This window comes from Kitasatospora sp. NPDC058063, assembly GCF_042885395.1.
GTDB classification, from domain to species: domain Bacteria; phylum Actinomycetota; class Actinomycetes; order Streptomycetales; family Streptomycetaceae; genus Kitasatospora; species Kitasatospora lactacystinica.
Genome location: NZ_JBHVSD010000002.1, coordinates 513,306 through 540,216, shown reverse-complemented (window position 1 = coordinate 540,216; position 26,911 = coordinate 513,306). Strand labels below are relative to the sequence as shown.

Genomic DNA, 26,911 nt, shown 5'->3' with positions numbered 1-26,911 from the left:
TTTTCCGGATCAGGACCGACCCGTCGCAGGACCGGTACGCAAGCGCCTCCCGCGACGCGCAACCGGGCGCCGTCGGCCCTCAGCGCTCCCCGACCGGGCGCCCCGTCGGCTCCTCCACGATCCGCCGGGCGATCTCGTCGGGCCGCACCGGGCGCCCGAAGTGCCACCCCTGCGCCCAGTCGCAGCCCATGGTCCGCAGCCGCTCCGCGTCCCGGTGGGTCTCCACGCCCTCGGCGGTGACGTTCAGCCCGAGCGCGTGCGCCATCGACACCAGTCCGCTGACGATGCGCCACCCGGTGGACTCGTCCTTTCCCGGTTCGTGCAGGTCGCCGACGAAGGAACCGGCGATCTTCAGCCCGGAGACCGGCAGGTCGCGCAGGTAGGCGAGGTTGGACCAGCCGGTGCCGAAGTCGTCCACGGCCAGCGACACCCCGAGGTCGACCAGCCCGTGCAGGGTGCGCAGCGCCTCGTCCTCGGGCCCGACCACGGTCGACTCGGTGATCTCCAGCTGCAGCCGGGCCGGGTCCAGTCCGGTGCCGTCGAGGATCCGGCCGAGGTCGGTGACCAGGGCGGCGCTGCGGGCCTGCCGGACCGCCAGGTTGACGTTCAGCTGCGGGGCGGCGTCGCCGTACTGCTTGATCCAGTCCGCGGCCTGACCGCAGGCCTGCTCCAGCACCCAGCGGCCGAGCGGCATGATCAGCCCGGTCTCCTCGGCGGTGGTGACGAACTCGTCCGGGCCGAGCACGCCGAGCTGCGGGTGGCGCCAGCGCACCAGTGCCTCCACGGCGGCCAGCCGGCCGTCCGCGAGGCGGTAGAGCGGCTGGTAGTCGATGAAGAACTCGCCGCGGTCGAGGGCCGCGGGCATCCGCACCGACACCGCGTAGCGGCTGACCGCGCGGGCGTTCTCCTTGGGGTCGAACAGCGTCCAGCGGCCGCGGCCGGCCTCCTTGGCGCGGTACAGCGTGAGGTCGGCGGCGCGGACGGCCGCGCCCGGGGTGGTGGTGGACACCCGCCGCTCCAGCACGCCGACGCTGGCACCGACGGCGAGCTTGTGGTCGCCGATCAGCACCGGCCCGGCGAGCGCCTTGAGCACGGTCTTCGCGGCGGCCACCGCCTCCTGCTCGCCCCGGCAGCGCTCCAGCAGGACGACGAACTCGTCGCCGCCGAGCCGGGCGACCAGGTGGCCCAGCGGGCTGAGGGCGGCCTTCAGCCGGGCGCCGACGGCGGCCAGCAGCTGGTCGCCCATGTCGTGGCCGAGGCTGTCGTTGACCACCTTGAAGCCGTCGAGGTCGACGTAGCAGAGGCCGAAGCGGGCACCCGGCTCGGGCTCCTCGAACAGCTTCTCCAGCCGCTCGAAGAAGGCCGCGCGGTTGGGCAGGCCGGTCAGCGGGTCGTGGGTGGCCTGGTGGCGCAGCCGCTCCTGGAGCCGGTAGCGGTCGGTGACGTCCTCCAGCATCGCGACCTGGTACTGCGGGATGCCGTCGTCGTCGCGGATCAGCGAGACGGTCAGGTGGGTCCAGATCACCTCGCCGTCCTGGCGGTAGTACGGCTTGTCGAACTGGAAGTAGTCCCGCTTGCCGCTGATCAGCTCCTCGTACGCCTCCCACACGCCCGGGGTGTCCTCGGGGTGCACGAGGTCGCCGACCCGGCGCCCGATCATGTCCTCCGGGCCCGCGCCGAACAGGTCCTGGAGGGCCTTGTTGACCGCCATGATGTTGCCGTCGGTGTCGCCGATGCCGATGCCGATCGCGGCGCTCTCGAACAGCGCCCGGAACCGGGCCTCGGACGCGCGCAGCGCCCGCTCGGCCTCCTTGCGGGCGGCGTCGGCGGCGGTGCGGATCGCCTCCTGCTCGATCAGCGTGCGCTCGCGCAGGGCGCCCGCCCAGCCGGCCGCGAAGGCGCCGGTCAGGGCCGGGCCGCGGTCGTCGTGGACGGGCTGCGCCTGGAGCAGCTCGACCGCCCGGGCCAGCAGCACCGGGTCGGTGAAGTGCGCGTCGACCAGTTCGGCGCCGGCCTGCGCGGCCAGCCGCGGCTCGAACGGGTCGTCCTCCTGGGCGCGGTGCAGCAGCGCGGCGGTGCGCGCGACCAGCCGGCCGAGCAGGCCGGGGTGGACGGCGATGCCGTGGTCGGCGGAGAGCAGCCGGGCCCAGTCCTCGTGGAACCGCTCCGCGTTGCCGCGCACCGGGGTGGTACTCATCTGCTGAACCTGGTTCCTCTGCTGTGCGCGCCGGTCGCGGCGGGCCCGGCGACGGCCGCTCGGCCGCTCCCGTTGCCCCGGGTCGTGCTGCCGCCCGGGCCCGGCACCGCGCTTCCGGCGGCCGCCGCGCGGGGCGCACGGCCGTCGGTGCCTCGTCCGTCGCGTCCGATCAAGGGCGGAACCCCACGCCCGCCACCCCGGTCATCCGCTCGGGGTGCTCACCGACCGTACCGGGCTGGTCCGGGCGCCACTGCGGCAGGTAGACCACACCCGGCTCGACCAGCTCGAAGCCGGAGAACATCGCGGTGATCTGCTCGTGGGTGCGCATGGTCAGCGGGGTCGGCGTCATCCGGTACAGCTTCTGGTGGTCCTCCGCCTGGTCCGGGCGGCCCTCCAGTGAGGCGTGCGAGAGCACCAGCGCGCTGCCGGGCGGGAGGGCGTCGCGGATCACGCCGATCAGCTTCCACGGGTCCTCCTCGTCGCTGACGAAGTGGGCGACGGCGACCAGCAGCACGGCCACCGGCTCGCCGGCCGCCAGCAGCTCGGCGACCTCGGGGCGGGCCAGCAGGTCGGCCACGTCGCGCAGGTCGGCCTGGACGACGGCGCTGTCCGGGTCGTCCTCCAGCAGCAGACGGCTGTGCGCGACGGCGACCGGGTCGCGGTCCACGTAGACGACCTTCGCCCCGGGGCGGATCTCGCGGGCGATCTCGTGCACCGCGCTGAAGGTCGGGATGCCGGAGCCGATGTCCAGGAAGCGGCTGACGCCCTGCTCGGCGAGGAAGGTCACGGCGCGCCGCAGGAAGGCGCGGTTGGAGCGCATGATCTGCGGCAGCTCCGGCCACAGGGCCATCGCCTTGCGGGCCATCTCCCGGTCGACCTCGAAGTTGTGGGAGCCCCCCAGGTAGTAGTCGTAGACCCGCGCGGCGTTCGGTTTGTCCAGGTCCGTACCCTCCGGTACCCAGCTCGGTCGCCGCATGCCTGTGACTCCTTCACTCCGGTTTCTGGGGTGGCAGCACCCTGGGGATGCCGCTGTGACTGTTGAGACTACAAGCACACAAGATCCTCCCCCGCACCCCGAACGGGTGCAAGCGGAATGCATCCCTCCCGAAGGACTGACACCTCCGGAACGCCCGCCCTCCGGCGCGGGTCCGCACCGGGGACCAACTCGACAACGGTCCACCGGCGTTCGCCCCTCGGGCCGGCCGGGCCGCACTAGGGTGGGGTGGTGGACCCCAACCACTACCGATTCCGGGGCGTCTGGCGGCTCGCGGCTCCGGCGCCCGCCGTGTACGCGGCACTGGAGGACGTGCGGAGCTACCCGCTGTGGTGGCCGGAGATCCGCGAGGTCCGGCCGACCGGCGAGGGCCGCGGGGACGTAGTGGTGCGCGCGCTGCTGCCGTACCGGCTGGTGATCGGCCTGGTGGCGACCCGGCGCGACCCGGACGCCGGGGTGCTGGAGGTGATCATGCGGGGCGACCTGACCGGGTGGACGCGGTTCACGGTGACGCCGGACGCCACCGGCGGCGCGGGCAGCGCGGACAGCGCGGGCAGCCGGGTGCTGTTCGAGGAGGACACCCGGCCCGGCAAGCCCTTGCTGCGCCGGCTCGCCCTGCCGCTGCACCCGCTGTTCCGGGCCAACCACGCGGTGATGATGCGCCGGGGGCGGCGGGGGCTCGCCGCCCATCTGGCGGGCGGCGGGACGACGGACGACGAGCGGCGGGTGACGGCGAACAGATGACGGACGACAGCTTTCAGCGAACAGATGACAGATTTCGAAATCTGTCATCTGTTCGCGGCGCTCCCGCCTCCGACCCCCGCTCCGCCCCAGACCCCGGCGCCGCCCCCGACTTCGACTTCGGGTTCGACTTCGGGTTCGACGCCCCCTTCGACCGGACCGGCACCGGCAGCAGCAAGTGGGCCCGCGCGGACGCCCCCGGGGTGATCCCGATGAGCCTCGCCGACATGGACCTGCCCGGCCCGCCCGCCGTCGCCGAGGCGCTGGAACGGCGCGCCCGCCACCGCGCGTACGGCTACACGGTGTGCGACCCGGCCGGCCGCACCCTGGTGGCCGACTGGTACCGCGCCCGGCACGGCGCCGCGGTGGACCCGGACTGGGTCCTGCTGCTGCCCTGCGGTCCGCGCACCGCGCTGCGCATTCTGCTGGAGACCGTACGGCCGCAGGCCCCCGTCCTCTTCCCCACCCCCGAGTGGGGCGGTTTCGCCCAGCTCTGCCGCGCGGCCGGCCTCCCCCACCACGCGCTGCCGCTGCACCTGGGCCCGGACGGCTACCGGCTCCCGCACGGCCCGCTCCCCCGCCCCGCCGGCGCCGTACTGCTGAGCAACCCGCACAACCCCTCCGGCACCGTGTGGCCCCTCGGCGCGGTGCGCGGTCTCGCCGCGTGGGCGGCCGAGAGCGGCGCGCTGCTGGTCTCGGACGAGGTGCACGGCGACCTCACCCACCCCGGCCGCGCCCACCCCGTCGCCGTCGCCACCGCCGACCCGGCGCACCTGCGCCACGTCGTCACCCTCAACTCCGTCGGCAAGACCTTCAACTGCTCCGGCATCCCCAGCGGTTTCGCCCTCGTCCCCGATGCCGGGCTGCGCACCCGGTTCGCCGAGGCGCTGGCCGGCTACGGCCTCTGGGAGGGCGGCCTGCTGGAGCAGACCGTGCAGCAGGCGGCACTGCGCGAGGGCGGCCCCTGGCTGGACGCGCTGCTCTGCCACCTGGCCGCGGCCCGCACCCGGCTGACCGACCGGCTCGGGCCCGCCGTCCGCTCCGCCCCGCACGCCTCCTACCTGCTCTGGCTGGACGCCGCCGCGCTCGGCCTGCCGCCCGCCGACGCCCGCCGGGCCCTGCTGGAGCGCTGCGGCCTGGAGGCCTCCGACGGCGCCGAGTTCGGCTCCGGCGGCCGGGGTTCGCTGCGGCTGAACTACGCCCTGCCGGGGCCGGTCCTGACGACCGTCCTGGAGCGGCTGGAGCGCCTGTGACCCCGGCACATGCCCCGGCCGGATCGGGCCCGGGCCCCGCCCTCCGGTCAGCCGGAAATCCCGCCCTCACCCGTTCGCCACACCTCTGACCTGCAGAAACGAACGTTCACGCGAATTTTGCGGGGCGCCCCCGCATGCTCCGTAGCAGACTGGGCAGGGTAGACCGGGCCGCAATCGTGATCCCGAGGATGGTGAGTCCGGTGATACCGGTATCCCGCACCACTCCGCCCGAACGGCAGAGCACGCCACTACCCCCGTCGGGGGTGACCCCGTTGACCGAATCGGGGGCGCGCAGCCACGTGTCGGGCGTCTGCTTCAAGATCGGACCGCCCCGCCTGGTGGGGGTGGAGGTCGAGTGGTTCGTCCATGACGATCAATGTCCCACCCGGCCCGTACGGCCGGAACTGCTCCACGCCGCACTGGATTCGCTGCCCCTCGGCGGCCCGGACGGCGACTCCCTCCCCTCCGGTTCGCGCCTCACGCTCGAACCCGGCGGACAGGTCGAGCTCAGCTCCCCGCCCGCCACCGGCCTCCTGGCCTGCGTCGAGGACACCCGACGTGATCTGACCGCCCTGCGGGCCGCCTTCGCGGCGCAGGGCCTTCGACTCACCGGCACCGGAACGGACCCGCTGGCCCGTCCCCGACCGATGGTGCTGGACCACCCCCGCTACCTCGCGATGGAGCGCTTCTTCGACTCCGCGGGGCCCTGGGGCCGGATCATGATGACCGGTACCGCGTCGGTGCAGGTGTGCCTGGACGCCGGCGACACGGACGGCCCGCACGCGGTGGAGCGCCGCTGGCGACTGGCCCATCTGCTGGGCCCGGTGCTGGTCGCCGCCTTCGCCAACTCGCCGATCCTGGACGGCAGTCCGACCGGTCACCGGTCCACCCGGCAGACCGTCTGGTCCAGGATGGACCCGACCCGCACGCTGGCCCCCGAGCCGGACCACGGCGATCCGCGCGAGGCGTGGGCGCAGTACGTGCTGGACGCCCGGGTGCTGTGCGTGCGACGGCCCGAGGGCCTGCCCTGGACGGCCCCGGCCGGTCTGACGTTCCGCGACTGGATCCGCGGCGCGGGCGAACGCCCGCCCACCCTCGACGACTTGGACTACCACCGCACCACCCTCTTCCCGCCGGTGCGCCCGCGCGGCCACCTGGAGCTGCGGATGATCGACGCCCAGCCCGGGGACGGCTGGGTGGTGGTCACCGCGCTGGTCACCGCACTGCTGGAGGACGCGCTGGCCGCCGATGCCGCACTGGCCGCGCTGGAGCCGCTGGACGCCGTCGACCGGCGGGAGGGGGGTCCGCGACCGCCGCGCAGCGGGGTCTGGCGCCGCGCCGCCACCCTGGCGACGGCCGACCCCGAGCTGCGCCGCGCCGCCCTCGCCTGCTTCGCCGCCGCCGACGCCGCACTGGGCCGTCTGCCCGGTGCCGGGCGGCTGCGCACCGCCGTCGCCGAGTTCGCCGAGCGCTACCCCGCGCGCGGCCGCTGCCCGGCCGACGACCAGCTGGACGCCCTGCGCTCCGGCACCCGACGCACTCCCCCGGAGGAGGCCGCATCATGACCGACGTCCGACCCCACGGGGACGCCGGGGCAGGCAGCACGGACCGCACCGACGCCACGGGTGGAACCGGCTCCACCGGCCCCACCGGCAGCACCGGCGGCCTCGACGGCCTCGGCACCGCCGGCACCGCCGGTACCGAGGCACTGCGCGAGAGCATCGCCACCGAGCTGCTGGCCGCCCGCGCCCGCACCGCCGCCCTGACCGACTGCGTCGAGGACGGCGATCTCACCGCCCAGCACTCCCCGCTGATGTCCCCGCTGGTCTGGGACCTCGCGCACATCGGCAACCAGGAGGAGCTCTGGCTGCTGCGCAACGTCGGCGGCCGCGATCCGATGCACCCGGAGATCGATCCGCTCTACGACGCCTTCCAGCACCCCCGCGCCGAGCGCCCCGCCCTGCCGCTGCTGCCGCCGGCCGAGGCCCGCGCCTACGCCCACGAGGTGCGCGGCCGGGTGCTGGACCTGCTGGCCGCCAGCCCGCTGGAGGGCGCGCCGCTGCTGGAGGCCGGGTTCGCGTTCGGGATGATCGCCCAGCACGAGCAGCAGCACGACGAGACCATGCTGATCACCCACCAGCTGCGCACCGGCGAGCCGGCCCTGGCCGCTCCCCCGCCGCCGCCCGCGCCCGCCGACGCGGCCACCCTGCCCGCCGAAGTGCTCATCCCCGCAGGGCCGTTCACCATGGGAACGGACACCGAGCCGTGGGCGCTGGACAACGAGCGCCCGGCGCACACCGTCGACCTGCCGGCCTTCCTGCTGGACACCGCCCCGGTCACCAACGCGGCCTACCAGCGGTTCATCGCGGACGGCGGCTACGACGACCCGCGCTGGTGGACGCCGGAGGGCTGGGAGCACCGCCGGCGCGCCGACCTGACCGCCCCGCTCTTCTGGCGCCACCTGGACGGCCAGTGGCTGCGCCGGCGCTTCGGAACGGTCGCGCCGGTCGAGCCGGACGAGCCGGTCCTGCACGTCAGCTGGTACGAGGCGGACGCGTACGCCCGGTGGGCCGGACGGCGGCTGCCGACCGAGGCCGAGTGGGAGAAGGCGGCCCGGCACGATCCGGCCACCGGCCGCTCCCGCCGCTACCCCTGGGGCGACGGGCCGCCCGGCCCCGAGCACGCCAACCTCGGCCAGCGCCATCTGCGCCCGGCCGGTGCGGGCAGCTACCCGAAGGGGCAGTCCCCGTACGGGGTGCGCCAGTTGATCGGCGACGTGTGGGAGTGGACGGCCAGCGACTTCCGCTCCTACCCGGGGTTCCGGGCCTGGCCGTACCAGGAGTACTCGGAGGTGTTCTTCGGCCCCGAGTACAAGGTGCTGCGCGGCGGCTGCTTCGCGGTGGCGCCGGTGGCCTGCCGGGGCACCTTCCGCAACTGGGACTACCCGATCCGGCGGCAGATCTTCGCCGGGTTCCGCACCGCGCGCGACCTGGAGTCGGCCTGATGTGCCGTCACATCGCCTATCTGGGCGAGCCGTTGACCCCCAGGGAACTGCTGGTGCACCCGCCGTACGGCCTGTACCGGCAGTCCTGGGCCCCCCGGGTCCAGCAGTACGGCACGGTCAACGCGGACGGCTTCGGCCTCGGCTGGTACGCGGACGGCGACGAAGTACCCGCCCGCTACCGCCGGACCGGTCCGATCTGGGCGGACGAGACCTTCGCCGACCTCGCCCGGGTGGTCCGCACCCGGGCGCTGCTGGCCGCCGTCCGCTCCGCCACCGAGGGCTGCGCGCCGGGCGAGGGCGCGGCCGCGCCGTTCGCCGCCGAGCGCTGGCTGTTCAGCCACAACGGCGCGGTGGCCGGCTGGCCCGGCAAGCTGGACGCCCTGGCCGCCCTGCTGCCCCCGGCCGAGCTGCTGGACCTGCAGGCGCGCACCGACTCGGCGCTGCTGTGGGCACTCGCCCTGCACCGGCTGCGGGCCGGCGCGGGGCTCGGCGAGGCGCTGGCGGGCACCGTGGCGGACGTCGCCGCGCACACCACCGGCCGGCTCAACCTGCTGCTCACCGACGGCACCGCGATCGCCGCGACCACCTGGGGCGACACCCTGTACCACCGCACGCTGCCGGGCCTCGGCACGGTGGTGGCCTCCGAGCCGTACGACGACGCGCCCGGCTGGACGCCCGTCCCGGACGGTTCGCTGCTGCTGGTGGACGCGCGCGGCATCGCCGTGAACCGCCTCCCCGGCCGCGACTGACCCCCACTCTCCCTTCATCTTCTGAACAGAGGAACCACCCTGTCATGGACACCTTCGATCTCGTCCGACTGCTGCCCTCCGACCACTTCAGCACCGCGCTGCGCCATGACGTGCGGCACGGGCTGACCTCGCAGCCCAAGTGGCTGCCGCCGAAGTGGTTCTACGACGCGCGGGGCAGCGAGCTGTTCGAGGAGATCACCCGACTGCCCGAGTACTACCCGACCCGTGCGGAGCGGGCCATCCTGACCGCCCGGGCCGGCGAGATCGCGGCCGCCACCGGGGCCCGCACCCTGGTCGAACTGGGCTCCGGCTCCTCCGAGAAGACCCGGCTGCTGCTGGACGCCCTGCGCGCGCTCGGCACCCTGGAGACGTACGTCCCGGTGGACGTCAGCGAGAGCGCCCTGACCGCGGCCGGCGCCGCGCTCGCCGCCGAGTACCCCGGACTCGCGGTGCACGGCGTGCTCGCCGACTTCACCACCCGGCTCGGGCTGCCGCCGGAGGGCGGCCCGCGCCTGGTCGCCTTCCTCGGCGGCACCCTCGGCAACCTGCTGCCCCAGGAGCGCGCCGCGTTCCTGCGCGGCCTGCGCGCCGCCCTCGACCCGGGCGACTTCCTGCTGCTCGGCACCGACCTGGTCAAGGACCCGGCGGTGCTGGTCGCCGCCTACGACGACGCCGCCGGGGTGACCGCCGAGTTCAACCGGAACGTGCTGAACGTGCTCAACCGCGAGCTGGGCGCCGACTTCGACCCGGAGGCCTTCGAGCACGTCGCGCTCTGGGACGCCGAGCAGGAGTGGATCGAGATGCGGCTGCGCTCGCTGCGCTCGCAGACCGTGAAGATCCCGACCCTGGACCTGCCGGTGCACTTCGCCCGGGGCGAGGAGCTGCGCACCGAGGTCTCGGCCAAGTTCCGCCGGGAACGGGTGGCCCGGGAGCTGTCGGCGGCCGGGCTGCGACTGAGCCACTGGTGGACCGACCCCCGGGGCCGGTTCGGACTCTCCCTCGCCTCGCCGGCCTGACCGACGCGCCCGGCGGCCCAATTTGCTTGTTCACCTTACGAATTCTCAGAGCGAAACTTGAGGGTCCAGGTGTACAAGACTTAAACGAATAGGGGTTACGATCTCGGCTACCGAGCTCAGCGTTGAGTACCAGGAGTCAGATCGTGAGCGTCACCCAGAAGCCCTCCGGGGCGGTCGAGGCCCCCGCGCCCGGCCGCCTCGGCTTCGTCGTCTTCATCACCGCGGCAGCGGCCCTCGGCGGCTTCCTCTTCGGCTACGACAGCTCCGTGATCAACGGCGCCGTCTCCGGGATCCAGGAGAAGTTCGGCGTCGGCAGCGGAGTGACCGGCCTGATCGTCTCCTCCGCGCTGCTGGGCTCGGCGGTCGGCGCCGCGTTCGCCGGACGGTTCGCCGACCGGTACGGCCGCATCAAGGTCATGAAGGCGGGCGCGCTGCTCTTCGCGATCAGCGCGGTCGGCTCGATGCTGCCGTTCTCCGCCTGGGACCTCGCCCTCTGGCGCGTCCTCGGCGGCGCGGCGATCGGCATCGCCTCGGTGATCGCCCCGACCTACATCGCCGAGGTCGCGCCGACCAAGTACCGGGGCCGGCTGGCCTCCTTCCAGCAGGCCGCCATCGTGCTCGGCATCGCGATATCCCAGCTGGTCAACTGGGTGCTGGCGCAGGCGGCCGGCGGCGACACCCGCGGCCAGCTGCTCGGACTGGAGGCCTGGCAGTGGATGCTCGGCATCTGCGTCGTCCCGGCCGCGGTCTACTTCGTGCTCTCCTCGGTCATCCCCGAGTCCCCGCGCTACCTGATCCAGGCCGAGCGCCTGGACGACGCCCGCAAGGTGCTCGCCGAGGTCGAGGGCGAGCGAACGGACACCGACGCCCGGATCGCCGAGATCCAGTCGCTGATCGCCTCCGACCACCGCCCGCGCTTCCGCGACCTGCTCGGCGGCCGGTTCGGTCTGCTCCCCGTCGTCTGGGTCGGCATCGGCCTGTCGGTCTTCCAGCAGCTGGTCGGCATCAACGTGATCTTCTACTACTCGTCGATCCTGTGGCAGTCGGTCGGCATCGACCAGAGCAACTCGCTGCTGATCAGCTTCGTCGGCTCGGTGATCAACATCCTCGGCACCGTGATCGCGATCGTGCTCGTCGACCGGATCGGCCGCAAGCCGCTCGCCCTGATCGGCTCGGTCGGCATGGCGGTCGCGCTGGGCACCGCCGGCTGGGCCTTCTCCTCGGCCACCGGCAGCGGGGACAACCTCACCCTGCCCGACCTCCAGGGCACCGTCGCGCTGGTCGCCGCCAACGCCTTCGTGCTGTTCTTCGCGATGTCCTGGGGCGTGGTCGTCTGGGTGATGCTCGGCGAGATGTTCCCGAACCGGATCCGCGCCGCCGCCCTCTCCGTCGCCGCCTCCGCGCAGTGGATCGCGAACTGGGTGATCACCGTCTCGTTCCCGTCCATGTCGCGCTGGAACCTGTCGGCGACCTATCTGGTCTACGCCGCCTTCGCGGCGCTGTCAGTCCTCTTCGTGGCGAAGTTCATGAAGGAGACCAAGGGTGTCCGGCTGGAGGACATGGGCTGATCCGCCGCCCCTCGGCCTCCCGGCCCCCGCGTCCCCGCGCGATCGGCGCGGAGGCGCGGGGGCCGCGTCGTTTCCGCGGGGCCGGGCCCGCACGGCGAAGCGAGCCCGGCCCCGCGAAGGGGGAAGTCCGGCGAGGCGTCGCGCGGCGGGGCCTTTCGACGGGTCTGGCCCGCCGACGGGTCAGGGCCGCTCGGCGAGCCGGGCGTAGCGCAGGGCGAGCCCGTCGAGCAGCGCCTCCAGCCCGGTCTCGAAGGCGCCCTCGTCCACCGTCCCCCGGTGCCCGGCCAGTCGGTGCGCCTCACCGAGGTGCGGGTAGTCGGCCGCGTCGTAGACCTCGGCGTCCGCCGGGAAGCCGGCCGCGAAGGAGGCGAGCGCCGAGCCCGTGACGAAGTAGCGCATCAGCGCGCCGATCCTGGTGGCCTGTCCGCGGGGCCACCCGGACTCGACCAGGTGGCCGAAGACCGCGTCGGCCAGCCGCAGCGCGTTCGGCCGGCGCCCGGGGCCCTGGGCCAGGACCGGGACGATGTTGGGGTGGGCGGCCAGCGCGGCGCGGTAGGAGCGCGCCCAGTCGCGCAGCGCCTGCGGCCAGGCGATCCCGGTGCCCCCAGCGGCTCCCGCCGTTCCTGCGGCCCCCGCGACCCCTGCGACCCCTGCATCCCCCGCGGCCCCGGCGGCGGCCCCGAACATCGACAGGTCGACCTCTCCGATGACGCTGTCCACCACCGCGTCCAGCAGGTCGTCCTTGGTGGCGAAGTGGTTGTAGAGCGAGGGCCCGCTGACGGACAGCTCGGTGGCGAGTCGGCGGGTGGAGAGGGCGTCCAGCCCCTCGTCGTCGATCAGCCGCAGTGCGGCGGCGACGATGCGCTCGCGGCTGAGCAGCGGGGTGCGTGGACGGGCCATCGCGGCGGGTTCCTCCGGTTCCTCCGGTCGGGTGTGTCGGGGACCGATTCTGGCAGGTGCCCCTTCCCAGCGCGGGCCGGGCGGGGCTACAGTCGCCCTCATAAAACTTGCAGCGCTAGTTTAATCGGCCCGGACCCCGTACCGGGCCCAGGACACCGGATTCGGGAGCCGCCGTGAACCTGGAGCTGTCCGAGGAGCAGAGCGCCGTCCGTGACCTCGCCGCCTCCTTCACCGACCGCGAGATCGTCCCGTACGCCGCCGAGTGGGACCGCGCCGAGTCCGTCGACCGGGCGATCGTCGGCAAGCTGGCGAAGGTCGGCTTCCTCGGGCTGACCATCCCGGAGGAGTACGGCGGCAGCGGCGGCGACCACCTCGCGTACTGCCTCGTGCTGGAGGAGCTCGGGCGCGGCGACTCGGCCGTGCGCGGGATCGTCTCGGTCTCACTCGGCCTGGTCGGCAAGTCCGTCAACGCCTTCGGCACCGAGGAGCAGAAGCGGCACTGGCTGCCCCGGCTCACCTCCGGCGAGTCCCTCGCCTGCTTCGCGCTCACCGAGCCGGGCACCGGATCGGACGCCGCCAACCTCACCACCCGGGCCGTCCGGGACGGCGACCACTGGCTGATCAGCGGCGCCAAGACCTTCATCACCAACGGCACCTGGGCCGACGTCGCGCTGGTCTTCGCCCGCACCGGCGGCGACGGACCGCAGGAGCGCGGCCACCGGGGCATCACCGCCTTCCTGGTCCCCACCGACGTGCCCGGCTTCACCCGCACCGAGATCCACGGCAAGCTCGGCCTGCGCGGCCAGGCCACCGCCGGGCTCTCCTTCGAGGACGTCCGGGTGCCGGACACCGCCCGGCTCGGCGAGGTCGGCAAGGGCTTCACGGTGGCGATGGCCGCGCTGGCCAAGGGCCGGATGTCGGTGGCGGCCGGCTGCGTCGGCATCGCCCGGGCCTGCCTGGAGGCCGCCGTCCGCTACGCGGGCGAGCGCGAGCAGTTCGGCAAGCCGATCGCCGCGCACCAGCTCGTCCAGGAACTGCTGGCCGGAATCGCCGTGGACGTCGAGGCGGCCCGGCTGCTCACCTGGAAGGTCGCCGACCACATCGAGCGCGGCCTGCCGTTCGCCACCGAGTCCTCCGTCGCCAAGCTGTACGCCAGCGAGGCCGCCGTGCGGGCCGCCAACAACGCGCTCCAGGTCTTCGGCGGCTACGGCTTCATCGACGAGTACCCGGTCGGCAAGTACCTGCGCGACGCGCGGGTGATGACGCTCTACGAGGGCACCAGCCAGATCCACCAGTTGCTCATCGGACGCGCCCTGACCGGCGTCAACGCCTTCTGAACCCGCCCACGGACACCACCGCCCCGCCACCCGACAAGGAGCCCGACGACGTGCGTCCCGTCTACTTCGCCGCCGCCCGCCGCACACCCATCGGCCGGCTGCGCGGCGCGCTCGCCACGGTCCGCCCGGACGACCTCTCGGCCACCGTGCTGCGCGCCCTGCTCGCCGACGTCCCCGCGCTCGACCCTGCCCGGATCGACGACGTCTACTGGGGCGCCGCCAACCAGGCCGGCGAGGACAACCGCAACGCCGCCCGGATGGCCGTCCTGCTGGCCGGCCTGCCGGAGACCGTCCCCGGAGCCACCGTCAACCGGCTCTGCGCCTCCGGCCTGGAGGCCGTCACCCTCGCCGCCCGGGCCATTGGCTCCGGCGAGGCGGACGTGGTGCTGGCCGGAGGCTGCGAGTCGATGACCCGTGCGCCCTTCGTCCTGCCCCGCCCGGACGAGGCGCTGCCGCACCGGATGGAGACCTTCGACACCCGGCTCGGCTGGCGGCTCACCAACCCGCGGATGGCCGAACTGCACGGCGTGCTCAGCATGGGCGAGACCGCCGAGGAGGTGGCCGCCCGGTACGGCATCGGCCGGGAGCGCCAGGACGCCTTCGCGCTGCGCAGCCACCAGCGGGCCGGCGCCGCCCGCAAGGACGGGCACTTCGACGCCGAACTGGTCCCGGTCGAGCGGCCGGACGGGGTGACGGTGAGCCGGGACGAGGGCATCCGCGAGGACACCAGCCTGGCGAAGCTCGCCGGCCTCAAACCGGTGTTCCGCGCCGGGGGCACGGTCACCGCCGGGAACGCCTCGCCGATGAACGACGGCGCGGCCGGGCTCGTCCTGGTCGGCGAGGAGGCGCTGCGCGACCTCGGGCTCCAGCCGCTCGGCCGGTACGTGGCCGGCGCCTCGGCCGGGGTGCACCCGGACATCATGGGCATCGGTCCGGTGCCGGCCACGGCGAAGGTGCTCGCGCGGGCCGGCTGGTCGCTCGCCGATCTGGACACCGCCGAACTGAACGAGGCCTTCGCCGCCCAGGCGCTGGCCTCCGCCGACGGCATCGGTTTCGGCCCGGAGCAGGCCGAGGAGGTGGTCAACCCCAGCGGCGGGGCGATCGCGCTCGGCCACCCCCTGGGCGGCTCCGGCGCCCGCATCCTCACCACCCTGCTGCACCGGATGCGCCGCACCGGTGCCCGGCGCGGCCTGGCCACCATGTGCGTGGGCGTGGGGCAGGGAACGGCCGTGCTGGTCGAAAACGTCTGACCATCCGTGGTCCACCGCTTGTCGACCGTCAACTTGTCGACCGTCAACTTGTCGACCGTCGATCCTAACCACCGAGGAGTTCACATGACGCGGTTCGCGGGCAAGGTCGCCGTGGTGACCGGCGCGGCGCAGGGCATCGGGGCGGCCACCGCCCGCCGGCTGGCGGAGGAGGGCGCGGCGGTCGCCGTCGTCGACCTCACCGCCGAGCGGGCGGCCGGGACGGTCGCCGAGATCACCGCCAAGGGCGGCACCGCACGGGCGTACGGCTGCGACGTGGCCGACTACGACGCCGTGGAGGCGGTGTTCGCCCAGGTCGCGGCGGACCTCGGCGGACTGCACATCCTGGTCAACAACGCCGGGATCACCCGGGACAACCTGTTCTTCCGGATGCCCAAGGCCGACTGGGACGCGGTGCTGACGGTCAACCTGACCAGCGCGTACAACTGCAGCCACGTGGCCCAGAAGTACATGGTGGCGCAGAAGTACGGGAAGATCGTCTCGCTCAGCTCGCGCTCCGCCCTCGGCAACCGGGGCCAGGCCAACTACGCGGCCGCCAAGGCCGGCATCCAGGGCCTCACCGCGACCCTGGCGATCGAGCTGGGCCCGTTCAACATCAACGTCAACGCCGTCGCGCCCGGGTACATCGCCACCGCGATGACCGCGGCCACCGCCGAACGGGTCGGCAGCAGCGCCGAGGACCACCAGGGCGAGGTCGCCGCCCGGACGCCGCTGCGCCGGGTCGGACAGCCGGAGGAGATCGCCTCGGTCGTCGCCTTCCTGGCCAGCGAGGAGGCCTCCTACGTCAGCGGGCAGACGCTGTACGTCAACGGCGGGGCGCGCTAGCCGATGTCCTGACGCATCGTCACCAGGTCGTCCCAGGTGGGGAGTTACTTTCCCCTGGGGCGGCCTTTACCTTTTCGCGTGGCCGAGCATGACCATGCCCTTGATCATACGACCCCACCAATTGACTATGGCATGATCATGCGGCTCTCGATGGGATGGCCGGACCGACCCGACCGAACCAGGTCAGGCCCTGCGCCCCAAGGAGCCCCATGGGCAGCCCCGCCACCCTCCGCCGCGCCCTGGCCCTTCTCGCCGTGGGGGCCACCGCCCTCACGGCCGGCACCGTCGCCGTACCGGCCGCCGGTACCGCGATCGCCTCCCCCGCCCACGACCTCACGGGCGTCCACGTCCGCCCCGCCTCCTTCGGGCAGCACAGCGCCCAGGGCCGCCCCGCCCCGCTGAGCACCACCCAGTGCGTCAGCCAGGTCGGCATCCACTGCTACTCGCCGCTCCAGTACCGGGCCGCCTACAACCTGAACCCGCTGTACCAGGAGGGCATCACCGGCAAGGGCCGCACGATCGTCATCGTCGACTCCTTCGGCTCGCCGACCATCCAGCACGACCTGGAGGTCTTCGACAAGCAGTGGGGCATCCCGGACACCAACGTCGAGGTGGTCAAGTGGGGCAACGTCCCCACCTGGGACCCGAAGAACCCCGACCACACCGGGTGGGCCGGCGAGACCACCCTGGACGTCGAGTACGCCCACGCGATCGCCCCCGACGCCCACATCATCCTGGTCGAGACCGGCGTCGCCGAGACCGAGGGCACCACCGGCCTGCCCGAGATGATGGACGCCGAGAAGGCCCTCATCAAGGCCGGCCGCGCCGACGTCATCTCGCAGAGCTTCGGCGCCACCGAGAACACCTTCCCGGGCTACGACAAGGGCGACTTCAAGTCGCTCACCGATCTGCGGTACGCCTTCCAGGCCGCCGCCGACCACAACGTGACCGTGCTCGCCGCCTCCGGCGACAACGGCGCCACCGACGCCCAGGAGAACGGCAGCGACCTGTACCCGTACAAGGTCAACTCCTGGCCGTCCTCGGACCCGCTGGTCACCTCCATCGGCGGCACCCAGCTCACCCTGGACGACTCCGGCAACCGCACCGCGCCCGACAAGGTGTGGCACGACAAGTCCGGCGCCGGCGGCGGTGGCGTCTCGGGCATCTTCGAGCGCCCGTGGTACCAGGCCGGCGTCGCCGGCGTCACCGGCAACCACCGCGGCACCCCGGACATCAGCATGAGCGCGGCCGTGGACGGCGCCGCCTGGACCTACGAGTCCTACGACCCGACCTCGGTCGGCTGGCACCTCACCGGCGGCACCAGCGAGGCCACCCCGCTGTTCTCGGGCGTCGTCGCGCTCGCCGACCAGCTCGCCGGCCACCGCCTCGGCCAGCTCAACTGGCGCCTCTACGGCATGAACCTGCTGCCGAGCAAGTGGAGCGGCATCGTGGACGTCAAGCAGGGCGACAACGGCTGGAACGGCGTCACCGGTTACAACGCCACCGAGGGCTACGACCTCGCCAGCGGCCTGGGCACCATCGACGGCGCGAAGTTCGTGCACGCGATCGCCGGTCGGTGAGCCGCCCGGTCGCCGGGTCGCGAGTGACAGGTGACCGGTAACAGGCGACCGGTAACAGATGACAGCGAACAGCTGACAGATTTCGAAATCTGTCAGCTGTTCGCTGTTTTCCGTCTGCTGTCGTCCGTCCGCCGTTCCCCTCCGGGCGGCGGACAGCAGACGGCGGACGGCGGTCCCGGCGGACGCCGGCTGTCAGCCGGTGGCGGCAGCGGCCAGTTGGGCGAGGTAGCGCTCGGCGGCACGGAGCTTGCGGCCGTCGGGGCCCGGGAGGTGGGCGCGCAGTTCGATGATCTCCGGGGCGATCCGGATGGCCTCCGCGCGGTCCGTGATCGCACGCCAGCAGGCCTCGGCGTTGGTGGCCGCCCGCTGGGTCTCCGGATGGTCCGGCCCCTGGGAACGGAGCAGCGTCAGGGCCACCTCGCGGTAGATCTCCGCGGCCTCGGCCGACCGACCCGCGAGCCGGCAGACGTGCGCCCGGACCTGCCGGACCTGCAGCACCGGCTCGGAGACGGCACCGTGCTCGGCGATCGCCTCCAGTTCGAGGGCGAAGGCCAGGTCGGTGGCGGCGGCGTGGTCCCCGGTGTCGGCACTGCGGACGATCCGTCCGATGACCTCGCGGTAGTCCGCCCGGGGCGGCCTGGCCGCAGCGGCCTCGTCGGCCGACGCTTCGGCAGCGGTACCGGCCGGGCTGTCGGCCGGGCTGTCGGTCGGGCTGTCGGCCGGGGCGTCGGCCTGGACGGGCGGCGCGTCGGCGGGAGCTTCGCCGGCCGGTCCCTCGACACCTGGTCCCTCGTCTGCCGGTCCCTCGACGCCCGGTCCATCGCCCTGCGGCACGGCGTCGACCGGTGCCTCGTCAGCGGGCTGCTCGTCGGCCGGAACGGCGTCAGCAGGCTCCTCCTCCGTCGGCGCCTCGTCGGCCGGAACGGCGTCGGCGGGAGTCTCCTCGGCGGGCGCCTCCTCCGCCCCCGCGGGCGCCTCCGGGACGGCGTCCCCGGGCTGCTCCGTGACCGCGGGGGCCTCTTCGGCCCCGGGCCCCTCCGCAGCCTCGGACTCCTCCGCGACGGCCTCGCCGGTCGGATCCCCGCCCGCCACTCCGGCCGTCTCCCCTGTTGTCTCCGCCGTCGCCCCCGCAGCCGTCCCCTCGACCGCCTCCGCCGCGGCCTCGAAGGCCACCACGGCTTCCTCCTGCGGGAGTTCGGGCTCGGCGACCGCGACGTCCGCGGGCTCCGGCCGGGGCTTGAGGAGCGTGACGCCCGCCGGGGGCGTGCCGTCCTCGGGCACGGCGTCGGCCGGGGCGGGCTTGCGCAGGGTCACGCCCGGCGCCTCGGCCGTTCCGCCCTCCTTCAGCAGGCTCACCGGGCGGGCCGGCCGCGGCGGAGTGGGCGGGACGCCCGGCTTGACCAGGCTGACCGGACCACCCGCGGTCGCCGGGGAGCCGACGGCCGCGGTCGACGGCTCGGGCATCGCGGCCGGTACCGGCGACGGCCACCCCGGGACGGCGTCCCGCGGTTCCGTCGGACGCGGCAGCGGCGGTGCCGGGGGCGGCGGCAGGTCGGAGAGCGCCACTCCGGCGGCCGGCACCGGCGGCACGTCGGCCGGCAGGCCCTCGCCGCGACGGGCGGTGTTGCGGAAGAACGGCCGGTCGGGGGCGTGGGTGGCCAGGACGATCACGTCCGGCCGCAGCACCGAGTACACCTGCTGCCGCAGTTGCTCGGGCGCGAGCACCTCGCCCGCACCGGGCCGTCCGCCGTGCAGCGCCTCGATCAGCGCGCGGGTGAAGGTGCCGATCTGCTCCGGGTCCGGGCTGACCACCGCCCACAGCGGGATGCCCTCGCTGAGCGGGGAGACGGTGCCCTGGAGGTACGGCCAGGCGTTCTGGTCGGCACTCAGGTCGGCGATGACGAGGGTCTGCCACTCCGCCGGACGGTGGCTCAGCTCGGCGGCGACGGACTGCCAGGGGAGGCCGTCCTGCTTGGCGTCGCGCAGGGTCAGCTGGAGCTGCCCGCCGCGCTTGTCGGCGACGATGTGGCCGCCCAGGTGGACCAGCAGCGGTCCCGGGTGACGGGAGGCGGCGCGCAGGTGGGCGAGGACGGTGTGCGGGTCACCGGCGCCGGGGAGGTGGACGGCGTCCACCGCGTCCGCCGCGAGCAGCACCTGCGGCGAGACGGCGGCGAGCATCGCCGAGAGCACCGGGGCCTGGGCCGGTCCGCCACGGCCCCAGGTGCGGCGACCGGAGTTGCCGTACCCGCCCTCGATCACCAGGATCCGCCCGCGCGGGGCGGCACCGAGGCCACCCGCACCGATGCCGCCGGCGCCGAGCCCGCCCGCATCGCCGACGGTGGCCGGCGTCGCGCTCTGGACCGGGAACGGCGGCGGGGTCGCCGAGGAGGCGAACCCGGCGGTGGGCAGGCCGGTGAGGGTCCACCCGGTGGGCGGAACGGGCGGTGCGGCCGGGGGCGCGGGCGGCGGCATCGGCGCCTGTCCGACCGGCTGCACGCCCCCCTGTGCGCCCGCCCCGGAAGCAGGTACGGCCCCCGGAGGAACACCCGGTACGGAAGCGGCGGCCGGAACGGGGGCAGGGGCGACCGGGGGCGGCGGCGGCTCGTACAGCGCTGCGGGGCCGGGCGGATGCTCCTCGGCCGGGAGGCGCGGGGGCGGCGGTACGGCGCCCCAGGGCCCCGAGCCGCCGGCCGGGTCGGGACCTCCGGAAACCGCTGTCGTCTCCGCCATCTCCTGGTCACCGCCCCGCCCCGCCGCTCCCGCGGCGCTGATGCCCTCGCCTGTGTGGTGCCTGCCACCACACTCCGTGCGCGCCACCCTACGAGATCCCGGCTCACCCGTTCCAGGCCGGGTGGCCGATCGGCGCACCGCACCACCCGCGCCGCCCCGCTAAGGTGCCGTCATGGTCGATGCCGATCGCCCCTTGCTCTTCCTCGACGTGGACGGCCCGCTGATCCCCTTCGGCGACCCTCCCCCCGGCGGCTACCCCACCTACCGCAGCCCGTACGCCCCGCCCGGCACGGCGATGGGCGGGAATCCGCTGATCGCCCGCGTGAACCCGGAGTTGGGGCCGCGGCTGCTGAGTCTGCCGGGCGAGCCGGTGTGGGCCACCACCTGGCTGGAGGACGCCAACGAGTGCCTCGCGCCCTGGCTCGGCCTGCCCCGACTCCCCGTCGTGGACTGGCCGGTGGACGACACGGGTGGCATGGACGCCCCGGGCGCCCCGGACGCCTTGGACGCCCCTGCGACGACGGACCGGCCGGACATCACGAACTGGCCGGACGGGCCGGACGGCCTGCACTGGAAGACCCGTGCGCTGGTCGCATGGGCGGACGGGCGGCCGTTCGCCTGGGTGGACGACGAGATCACCGAACCCGACCGCCGCTGGGTCGCCGCCCACTCCCCCGCCCGCGCCCTGCTCCACCGGGTGGATCCCCGACGCGGGCTCACCGAGGCGGACTTCACCGCCCTGGACGCCTGGCTGCGGGCGGTCTGACCGGCCACCGGCCCGCCGATCCGCCGGGCCGCCGGGCCGCCGGGCCGCCGCTCCACCGATCGGCCCGCCGATTGATCCGCCGATTGATCCGCCGACCGCACCCGTACCGAATGTCCACACGGCCGCCACATCCGTCGTCGGCCCGTCAACACGACTGCCCGGCCACCCCCGTGGGAGTGGCCGGGCAGTCGGCGATCCACCTCAGGAACCCGCGAGCAGGTCCCGCAGCAGGGCGACGGTGTCGGCGTCCAGGTCCCGGCCGGTCCGGCGGCTGAGCGCGTCCAACCGGTTGACGGCGCGCAGGAGTTGGTCGCGGGCGCCGGCCGAGGCGTAGGCGTAGAAGAGGTCCCGGTGCAGCAGTTCGACGTCCGGGGCGACGGCGAGGCCGCGGAACACGGCGGCCTCGGCGCTGCGGTGGTCGCCGTACTGCAGACGCCGGGCGGCCAGTTCGTGGGCCGTGTCGACGATCGCCGCGATCATGTCCTGCCGCTCGGCCTCGGCCCAGCCGTACGAGGCCGGCGGGGCCTCGGCGAACGGCGCCCCGCGGACCAGGGCCAGGGCGTGGGCGAGGGCCGCGTCGGCGGTGGCACTGGTGCTGCGCATGCCGCGCCGGTAGAGGCCTCGGAACTCGTCCCAGTCGCAGGTGACCGCCGGGGCGAAGGAGTACCCCTCGGTGCTCTCGGTGGGCAGGAAGGCGCGGCCCTCCGGCGAGGTGCCGAACCAGGCGGCCAGGTCGCCGAGTTTGGCCACCACCGGGCTCTTGGCGTCGCCCGCGGTGGGGTGCGGGTCGAGGTGCGCCGCGCCGGGGTGCAGATCGTGGTCGAGCGCGTGGCGGTCCGACCCCGGACGCAGCGCCAGGTAGACGGCCAGCTCGGTGAGCCGGGGCAGCGCGCCGGGGACGGCGGTGCCGAGGACCCCCGCGACGTCCACCGGGCCGAGCAGCCGGATCCTGGGAGCGTTGCGGGCGGCGTGCGCCTCCGGGGAGCGGAGGATGGCGAGCAGGTCGTCGCTGTCGCTGCGCCCGGGGGTGGTCCGGGCGACCGGGGCGACGGCGGCGGGGCCCGGTTCGACGGCGGGCTCGAACTCCCCCGTACCGGCGGGGTCCGCGGTCCCGACCGTCTCGGCGGTCCCGGCCGGACCGGTCCCGGCGCCGACGGCGGGCACCGCGGCGGACGGCGCCGACTCCTCGGCCCCCGTCGGCGCGGTCGGCTCCGCCGTCCCCGGCTCCGCCACCACGGGAGGCGACACCACGGACTGCGGAACGACGGGCTTCGGGACGACCGGCTGGACGGCGAGCACGACCGTCGCCGTGGACTCCGAGGAAGTGTCCCCCGGCTCGTCCGCCCCCTCGCCGTCCGGCAGGCCCGGGCGCCGCAGGTCCCGGGTGGTCTCGTCGGTGGCCGCCTGCCTCCCCTGCCCGTTGACGACGAACCGCGCCGGACCGACCGGAACCGGCGCTGGGGCCGGAGCCGGGACCGCGGCCGAAGCCGCGGGCGGCAGGGCGGCGGGCCCCGGAGCGGGCGTCACCGGATCGGTGCCCGCGAACGGGCTGGCCCCGGTGCCGATGACCCGGGCGAGCAGCCGCGGACCGGCGGCCGCGTCCGCACCCTCCTCCGCCCCGCCGGCCGAAGCCCCACCGACCGAGGCCCCACCGACCGGCAACCCACCGGCCGAAGCCCCGCCGGCCGAGGCCCCGACGGCGGCCAGCACCGGTACGGCGGCCGGCAGTTCGGCGGTGTCGGGGTCCTCCTCCGGCCCGTCCAGGGTCCAGGCCGGGGCCGGGTGCTGGGTGGTGTCGTCGGCGGCCCGGAGCAGCTCGGCGACCTGGTCGTACTGGTGGCCGCTGAGCCGCTGGAGCTCGACCGTGAGGTGCAGGCCCGGGATCGCGGCCTGCCCGGAGGTCGGCAGGGTCCAGCGGGCGACCGGGCCGGTGCCGCGCTCGGGGGCGCGGGTGATGACGGCGACGCAGGTGCGCGGGCGGGCGTCGAGCAGGCGTCCGAGCTCGGCCGGGACGTCCCCGCCGGGCTGGTGGGCGCAGAGCACGATCTCGGGCGTCCAGGACTCGTCGGCCTGGCCCCGGCTGCGGGCCTCGCGCGGGCTGGTGGCCTCGGCGGCGACCAGGGTGGCGCGGGCCTTGGCGGTGCGCGGGCCGAGGGCGGCGAGCGCGGCCTCCAGGGTGGGGTGGCGGTGCACCCGTTCGGCGGCCGGTCCGCTGATCGGCAGCTCCTCGGCGAGGTCCACCAGGTGCAGGTGGAGCCGGTCGGCCAGCGGACTGTGGGCCAGTTCGACGGCGAGGGTGCGCAGCACGTCCCGGGCGTCGTCCGGGTGGCCGGACAGGTGGAGCAGCCGGACGGCCTCCAGGTCGGCGAGGACCACCGAGCCGTCCGGCGAGGTGCCGAGGGTGACCAGCGCGGGGTACGGCGCGGCGGTCCGCCGGGCCTGGCCGGGGCTGAGCAGGTCGCCCGAGTCGGCGCTGCACCACCATACGTTGGCGGCGTGCGCGGCGCGGAACGGCGCGATCGGGGTGGCCGGGCCGGACAGGTGCAGCTCGATGGTCTGGCCCTGGGTGATCCGGGCGGCGACGATGGCGGGCAGCCGCTTGCCGCCGCGCACGGTGTTGCGGGCCATGGTGCGCAGGGCGCGGTCCAGCAGTTCCAGTCCGGCCTGGTCCTGCCGGGCCATCAGCTCGTTCTCGAAGGCGGCGGCCTCGGCGTCGGGCATCGCGATGCGGTGCCGGGGGCGGCGGGCGCGCTGCTGGCCGCCGCGCTTGTGGGCGACGGCGCCGACCATGATGGCGGCGAGCAGGACGCCGACGGTGGAGGCCGAGAGCGCGACGGTGTAGTCGTCGCTGGGGGCCGGGTCGGCGTGCGCGGCGGGGGCCGGCGCGTGGGCCGGTGCGTGCGTGGGCGCGGGGGCCGACTGCGGCGTGCCCTGCGCCGGAGCGCCCTGCGAGGGAACGCCCTGTGCCGGAGCGGGTGCTGGGGCCTGGTCGGCAGGAGCCGGTGCGGGCGCCGGCGCCGGTGCGGCTCCGCCCGCCCCCGGCACCGTGAGCACCATTCCCGGCACGACCACGTCCGGGTCCGTCAGCTGCGCCCCGTCCGGGGCCTGCGCCCCCTTGTTCGCCTCGAACAGCTTCGGCCACTGTTCCCCGTCCCCCAGCTCCCGCTGGGCGATGGCCGACAGGCTGTCCCCGGCCTGGACAGTGACGGTCCGCTGCCCGCCGGATCCGCCCGCGCCACCGGCGCCACCGGGCCCCCCGGCCTCCGTCCCGGACTGCGGAACGTTCTGCGGGGCACCCTGCGCCGGGGCCTGGTCGGCGGGAGCCGGCGCGGGGGCCGGAGCCGGTGTCCTCGCCTCGTCCGGCTTGGCGTCCGCCGGCATCAGCAGTTCCCAGCCGGGCTGGATCGGCCGTTCGGCGTCGAAGCGGACGCCCGAATCGCCCATCACCCGGCCCTCGTTGAGCTTGGCGATCTCCATCCACCGCTCGCCCGAGCCCAGTTGGCGCTCGGCGATGGACCACAGGCTGTCGGCCGGCCGGGCGTCGCGCACCGTGTAGGTGCTCTGCTGTTCGGCGGCCGGGGTCGGGGCCGGTGCGGCCTGCGCGGCGGGCAGTGCGGCGCGCTGCACGCCCGGCGTCAACTGCGCCTGGACGACCGGGCCGTGGGCGGCGTCGGGGACGGCCGCGAAGGCCGAGCCGGCCACCGGCAGCAGGGCGAGCACCGAGCCGACCAGTCCGGCCGCGATCCGCTGGCTCCAGCCGAAAGCCGGGATCCGGCGGGCGATCCGGCCGCGCAGCTGGGCGGGGATCTCCAGCAGGACGGAGAGCGCGAAGCAGGCCCAGCCGAGCCAGCCGACCACCACCAGCGCCCACAGGAACAGGCTTCCGTCGTCCGGGCTGGTGAGCGCCTCGCCTACCCCGCCCGAGGCGACCTCTCCCATCCCGGCGACCGCCTGGGTGCCGTACAGCAGCAGTGCGGGAACGCCCAGCAGCAGGGCGAGCAGGGTGACCAGCGCGCCGAGCGCGGTGATCACGGCACGGCCGCGCCCGCGGGGTGGTCGGGGCGCCGGGTCGGCGGGCCTTCGGGCGCCGCCGGCGCGATGGGACGTCCCGGCCCGGCCGTTGCGGGCCTGGGCGGTACGGGCCTGGTCCTTGGCACGTGGCGCGGCCATCAGTCGGTCTCCGCTTTCTCGACTCCGTGGACGAGGGTCGCACTGCCCTTGCCCGTTACCTTCCGTTGCCCGAGGGCGCCCAGCAGGACCGGGTGGTAGTCGGCCTGCACGGTGACGGTGACGACTTTGCCGTCACCGGAGAACTCGATGTCGCCCGCGTGCAGGCCGTACAGGCGCAGATAGGCGTCGGCGGCGTCCCGGACGTAATTCTCCTGGACCTTGAAGCCCTTGCCCTGCAGGACGGCCGCCCGGTCGAGCTGCTGGCCGCCGACCCGCGCGGCCTCCAGGGCGTAGGCGTCGGTCCGCTCGGCGACCCGCAGCCGGCCGCCGGCGTCGATCACCAGGGCGATGACGAGCACGACGTAGGCCGCGCAGATCGCCACGAAGAGGGCCACCGCGCCCCGGTCGGACCGGCGCGCCGACAGCCGTCGCCGCAGACGGCTCACCACTCCCGTCCCCTCCCCCCACTTCGCACGCTGCTCTCCCCACCGGCCCCCACCGGGCGCCACTCGGTACCGCTGTGTCATCCCCCGGGCGCTCTCCGCTTGCGTCTCCCCCGCACGGGCCGTCTCCAATCCCCCGTCTTCCCGGAGGCGGCGCCGCGCGCCGTCATGTGCCCCGGTAACGGTCCACCACCGAGGTGAACTCGCCGACGAGGTGCTTCGTCACGGGTACCCCGGACGGTCCGCCGAGCAGGTCGGCCAGTTCCACGTCGCAGATCACCGTGACGGTGACGGTCGTGGCCGGTCCGCCCGGCAGGTTCAACTCCCCCTTGCCGACCCGCACGTCCCCGTTGCGGCAGGACACGCCCTGCTGGCGCAGGGTGGCGAGGGCGGACTCCCTGGCCGGCTGGTCCATCCCGTCCACGCTGCGCTGCAGGGAGGCGGTCCGGGCCCCGGCCCGGGCGGCGGCCTCCACGGTGCCGGCCGTGGTCTGCACCCGACCGGCGGCGATGGCCAGCAGGACCAGTCCGACGACCCCCGGCACGACGATCGCCGCCTCGATCGCGATCCCGCCGCGGTCCCGCCTGCGCGGCCGCGACCAGAACCGCCGCCGCGGCGGCCGCGACGGCCGCCGCCACCCGCCAGGTGCCCGCAGTTCACTCCTCACGGCTTCACCACCGGCGCCACGAAGCGCTCGCGCGGCGCCTCGGCGAACTGGGTGACGGTGGGCGCCCGGAGCCCGGGTATCAGCAGCGGCGGGGTCAGCTCCACGGTGACCCGGACGGTCTGGGCCGTGCTGCCGTCGGTCCGCACCACGTACCCGCGCACGCCCTGCCGGTCGAGGAAGTCGCGGGCCTGCCGCTGGGCCGCCTCGTTCTTCTCGCCGTCCGTCGCGCTGCTCTGCACCCGTCCGGCGTCCACACCCTCGCGGGCCGCGGTGAGCGCGACCTGCCGGTCGTACCAGAGCAGCGCGGCCTGGACGACGAGCAGCAGGAGCAGCAGGACGACCGGGAAGACGATGGCGAGACTCACGCTCATCGACCCCCGGTCGCCCCTGCGGCGGAGAGCAGGACGCATCACTGGGTGGCGCCGCCCGCGCCCGCGCCGCCCGGCATGTTCGGGTCCTGCTCGACCTTCTTGACGACCTTGTCCTTCAGCAGGTAAAGCGCCGTCGCCACGGCACCGGCGACGAAGACCAACGCGATGATGGCGAGGGCGAGTTCGATGCTGATCGCACCGCGGTCGCCGCGCGCCCGGGCGGCCCGCAGCCGGCCGAGCCGCAGGGTGAACAGCATCAGTGCGAACTGGACCGGTAGCAGGGCGGGTCGCAGCACCCGGTCTGCCAGGTGGGCGAGTCGTGCGGTCATCGG

At 74.8% G+C, this 26,911-nt stretch carries 21 protein-coding genes; 12 read left to right on the top strand and 9 right to left on the bottom strand.

Translation table 11 applies throughout. From position 1 onward, the window contains the following. Positions 1-79: 79 nt before the first annotated feature. Positions 80-2,197: a putative bifunctional diguanylate cyclase/phosphodiesterase gene (locus ACFVUY_RS06080; RefSeq protein WP_387727687.1), complete on the bottom strand. Its 2,118-nt coding sequence runs from the start codon at positions 2,195-2,197 to the stop codon at positions 80-82. A gap of 169 nt (positions 2,198-2,366) precedes the next feature. Further along, positions 2,367-3,173, bottom strand: a complete 807-nt coding sequence (locus tag ACFVUY_RS06075) for an SAM-dependent methyltransferase (protein ID WP_387727685.1) — start codon at positions 3,171-3,173, stop codon at positions 2,367-2,369. Between the two features lie 249 nt (positions 3,174-3,422). Here ACFVUY_RS06075 and ACFVUY_RS06070 point away from each other — a divergent pair, with 249 nt between their 5' ends. From ACFVUY_RS06070 to ACFVUY_RS06040, 7 genes are all read left to right on the top strand, one after another. Further along, positions 3,423-3,935, top strand: a complete 513-nt coding sequence (locus ACFVUY_RS06070; RefSeq protein WP_387727683.1) for an SRPBCC family protein — start codon at positions 3,423-3,425, stop codon at positions 3,933-3,935. Further along, positions 3,932-5,185, top strand: a complete 1,254-nt coding sequence (locus ACFVUY_RS06065) for a MalY/PatB family protein (RefSeq protein ID WP_387727681.1) — start codon at positions 3,932-3,934, stop codon at positions 5,183-5,185. The genes ACFVUY_RS06070 and ACFVUY_RS06065 overlap by 4 nt, the downstream gene beginning before the upstream one ends. A gap of 188 nt (positions 5,186-5,373) precedes the next feature. Next, on the top strand, positions 5,374-6,750 hold the full coding sequence (gene egtA / locus ACFVUY_RS06060) for an ergothioneine biosynthesis glutamate--cysteine ligase EgtA (RefSeq protein ID WP_387727679.1): 1,377 nt from the start codon (positions 5,374-5,376) through the stop codon (positions 6,748-6,750). Beyond that, positions 6,747-8,189, top strand: coding sequence for an ergothioneine biosynthesis protein EgtB (egtB, locus tag ACFVUY_RS06055; RefSeq protein ID WP_387727677.1), 1,443 nt, complete (start codon positions 6,747-6,749; stop codon positions 8,187-8,189). Before egtA ends, egtB begins: the two co-directional genes overlap by 4 nt. Next, positions 8,189-8,938: an ergothioneine biosynthesis protein EgtC gene (egtC, locus tag ACFVUY_RS06050; protein WP_359901730.1), complete on the top strand. Its 750-nt coding sequence runs from the start codon at positions 8,189-8,191 to the stop codon at positions 8,936-8,938. The genes egtB and egtC overlap by 1 nt, the downstream gene beginning before the upstream one ends. 44 nt (positions 8,939-8,982) lie before the next feature. Further along, positions 8,983-9,954: an L-histidine N(alpha)-methyltransferase gene (gene egtD, locus ACFVUY_RS06045; RefSeq protein ID WP_387727675.1), complete on the top strand. Its 972-nt coding sequence runs from the start codon at positions 8,983-8,985 to the stop codon at positions 9,952-9,954. A 143-nt stretch (positions 9,955-10,097) separates the two neighbouring features. Beyond that, on the top strand, positions 10,098-11,522 hold the full coding sequence (locus ACFVUY_RS06040; protein WP_387685166.1) for a sugar porter family MFS transporter: 1,425 nt from the start codon (positions 10,098-10,100) through the stop codon (positions 11,520-11,522). A gap of 180 nt (positions 11,523-11,702) precedes the next feature. On the opposite strand, the gene ACFVUY_RS06035 is transcribed toward ACFVUY_RS06040, so the two are convergent. Then, a complete protein-coding gene (locus ACFVUY_RS06035) occupies positions 11,703-12,422 on the bottom strand; it encodes a TetR/AcrR family transcriptional regulator (protein ID WP_387727673.1) in 720 nt (239 codons plus the stop codon). 173 nt (positions 12,423-12,595) lie between these two features. On the opposite strand from ACFVUY_RS06035, the gene ACFVUY_RS06030 reads away from it, so the two are divergent. The 4 genes from ACFVUY_RS06030 (at position 12,596) to ACFVUY_RS06015 (ending at position 17,432) form a co-directional block, all read left to right on the top strand. Then, positions 12,596-13,759, top strand: a complete 1,164-nt coding sequence (locus ACFVUY_RS06030) for an acyl-CoA dehydrogenase family protein (protein ID WP_387727671.1) — start codon at positions 12,596-12,598, stop codon at positions 13,757-13,759. 50 nt (positions 13,760-13,809) lie between these two features. Next, on the top strand, positions 13,810-15,009 hold the full coding sequence (locus ACFVUY_RS06025; RefSeq protein WP_387727669.1) for a thiolase family protein: 1,200 nt from the start codon (positions 13,810-13,812) through the stop codon (positions 15,007-15,009). Between the two features lie 84 nt (positions 15,010-15,093). Then, positions 15,094-15,852: a 3-oxoacyl-ACP reductase FabG gene (fabG, locus tag ACFVUY_RS06020; RefSeq protein WP_387685159.1), complete on the top strand. Its 759-nt coding sequence runs from the start codon at positions 15,094-15,096 to the stop codon at positions 15,850-15,852. A 209-nt stretch (positions 15,853-16,061) separates the two neighbouring features. Then, positions 16,062-17,432: a S8 family serine peptidase gene (locus ACFVUY_RS06015; protein WP_387685157.1), complete on the top strand. Its 1,371-nt coding sequence runs from the start codon at positions 16,062-16,064 to the stop codon at positions 17,430-17,432. A 192-nt stretch (positions 17,433-17,624) separates the two neighbouring features. On the opposite strand, the gene ACFVUY_RS06010 is transcribed toward ACFVUY_RS06015, so the two are convergent. Continuing rightward, positions 17,625-19,928, bottom strand: coding sequence for a hypothetical protein (locus tag ACFVUY_RS06010; protein WP_387727667.1), 2,304 nt, complete (start codon positions 19,926-19,928; stop codon positions 17,625-17,627). Positions 19,929-20,334: 406 nt separating this feature from the next. On the opposite strand from ACFVUY_RS06010, the gene ACFVUY_RS06005 reads away from it, so the two are divergent. Then, entirely contained in the window at positions 20,335-20,928 is a 594-nt protein-coding gene (locus ACFVUY_RS06005) for a hypothetical protein (protein WP_387685152.1), read from the top strand. A gap of 201 nt (positions 20,929-21,129) precedes the next feature. On the opposite strand, the gene ACFVUY_RS06000 is transcribed toward ACFVUY_RS06005, so the two are convergent. The 5 genes from ACFVUY_RS06000 to ACFVUY_RS05980 form a co-directional block, all read right to left on the bottom strand. Beyond that, positions 21,130-25,098 carry a LysM peptidoglycan-binding domain-containing protein gene (locus tag ACFVUY_RS06000; protein ID WP_387727665.1) on the bottom strand — a complete coding sequence of 1,323 codons (3,969 nt, stop codon included), beginning with the start codon at positions 25,096-25,098 and terminating at the stop codon, positions 21,130-21,132. Next, positions 25,098-25,547 carry a hypothetical protein gene (locus ACFVUY_RS05995; RefSeq protein ID WP_387685149.1) on the bottom strand — a complete coding sequence of 150 codons (450 nt, stop codon included), beginning with the start codon at positions 25,545-25,547 and terminating at the stop codon, positions 25,098-25,100. Before ACFVUY_RS05995 ends, ACFVUY_RS06000 begins: the two co-directional genes overlap by 1 nt. A gap of 160 nt (positions 25,548-25,707) precedes the next feature. Further along, entirely contained in the window at positions 25,708-26,085 is a 378-nt protein-coding gene (locus ACFVUY_RS05990) for a pilus assembly protein (protein WP_387727663.1), read from the bottom strand. Between the two features lie 119 nt (positions 26,086-26,204). After that, a complete protein-coding gene (locus ACFVUY_RS05985) occupies positions 26,205-26,579 on the bottom strand; it encodes a TadE/TadG family type IV pilus assembly protein (protein ID WP_387685144.1) in 375 nt (124 codons plus the stop codon). Positions 26,580-26,617: 38 nt separating this feature from the next. Continuing rightward, the gene (locus ACFVUY_RS05980; RefSeq protein WP_359913790.1) at positions 26,618-26,908 is read right to left on the bottom strand and encodes a hypothetical protein; all 291 of its coding nucleotides are present in this window, start codon (positions 26,906-26,908) and stop codon (positions 26,618-26,620) included. Positions 26,909-26,911: the final 3 nt, after the last annotated feature.

What these genes read in the sequence shown, in the direction of transcription:
- ACFVUY_RS05980 (WP_359913790.1), bottom strand. Translation starts at nt 26,908, where the DNA reads ATGACCGCACGACTCGCCCACCTGGCAGACCGGGTGCTGCGACCCGCC.
- ACFVUY_RS06075 (WP_387727685.1), bottom strand. Translation starts at nt 3,173, where the DNA reads ATGCGGCGACCGAGCTGGGTACCGGAGGGTACGGACCTGGACAAACCG.
- egtB (WP_387727677.1), top strand. Translation starts at nt 6,747, where the DNA reads ATGACCGACGTCCGACCCCACGGGGACGCCGGGGCAGGCAGCACGGAC.
- ACFVUY_RS05985 (WP_387685144.1), bottom strand. Translation starts at nt 26,579, where the DNA reads ATGAGCGTGAGTCTCGCCATCGTCTTCCCGGTCGTCCTGCTGCTCCTG.
- fabG (WP_387685159.1), top strand. Translation starts at nt 15,094, where the DNA reads ATGACGCGGTTCGCGGGCAAGGTCGCCGTGGTGACCGGCGCGGCGCAG.
- ACFVUY_RS06080 (WP_387727687.1), bottom strand. Translation starts at nt 2,197, where the DNA reads ATGAGTACCACCCCGGTGCGCGGCAACGCGGAGCGGTTCCACGAGGAC.
- egtA (WP_387727679.1), top strand. Translation starts at nt 5,374, where the DNA reads ATGGTGAGTCCGGTGATACCGGTATCCCGCACCACTCCGCCCGAACGG.
- ACFVUY_RS06035 (WP_387727673.1), bottom strand. Translation starts at nt 12,422, where the DNA reads ATGGCCCGTCCACGCACCCCGCTGCTCAGCCGCGAGCGCATCGTCGCC.
- ACFVUY_RS06065 (WP_387727681.1), top strand. Translation starts at nt 3,932, where the DNA reads ATGACGGACGACAGCTTTCAGCGAACAGATGACAGATTTCGAAATCTG.
- egtC (WP_359901730.1), top strand. Translation starts at nt 8,189, where the DNA reads ATGTGCCGTCACATCGCCTATCTGGGCGAGCCGTTGACCCCCAGGGAA.
- ACFVUY_RS06015 (WP_387685157.1), top strand. Translation starts at nt 16,062, where the DNA reads ATGGGCAGCCCCGCCACCCTCCGCCGCGCCCTGGCCCTTCTCGCCGTG.
- ACFVUY_RS06000 (WP_387727665.1), bottom strand. Translation starts at nt 25,098, where the DNA reads ATGGCCGCGCCACGTGCCAAGGACCAGGCCCGTACCGCCCAGGCCCGC.
- egtD (WP_387727675.1), top strand. Translation starts at nt 8,983, where the DNA reads ATGGACACCTTCGATCTCGTCCGACTGCTGCCCTCCGACCACTTCAGC.
- ACFVUY_RS06005 (WP_387685152.1), top strand. Translation starts at nt 20,335, where the DNA reads ATGGTCGATGCCGATCGCCCCTTGCTCTTCCTCGACGTGGACGGCCCG.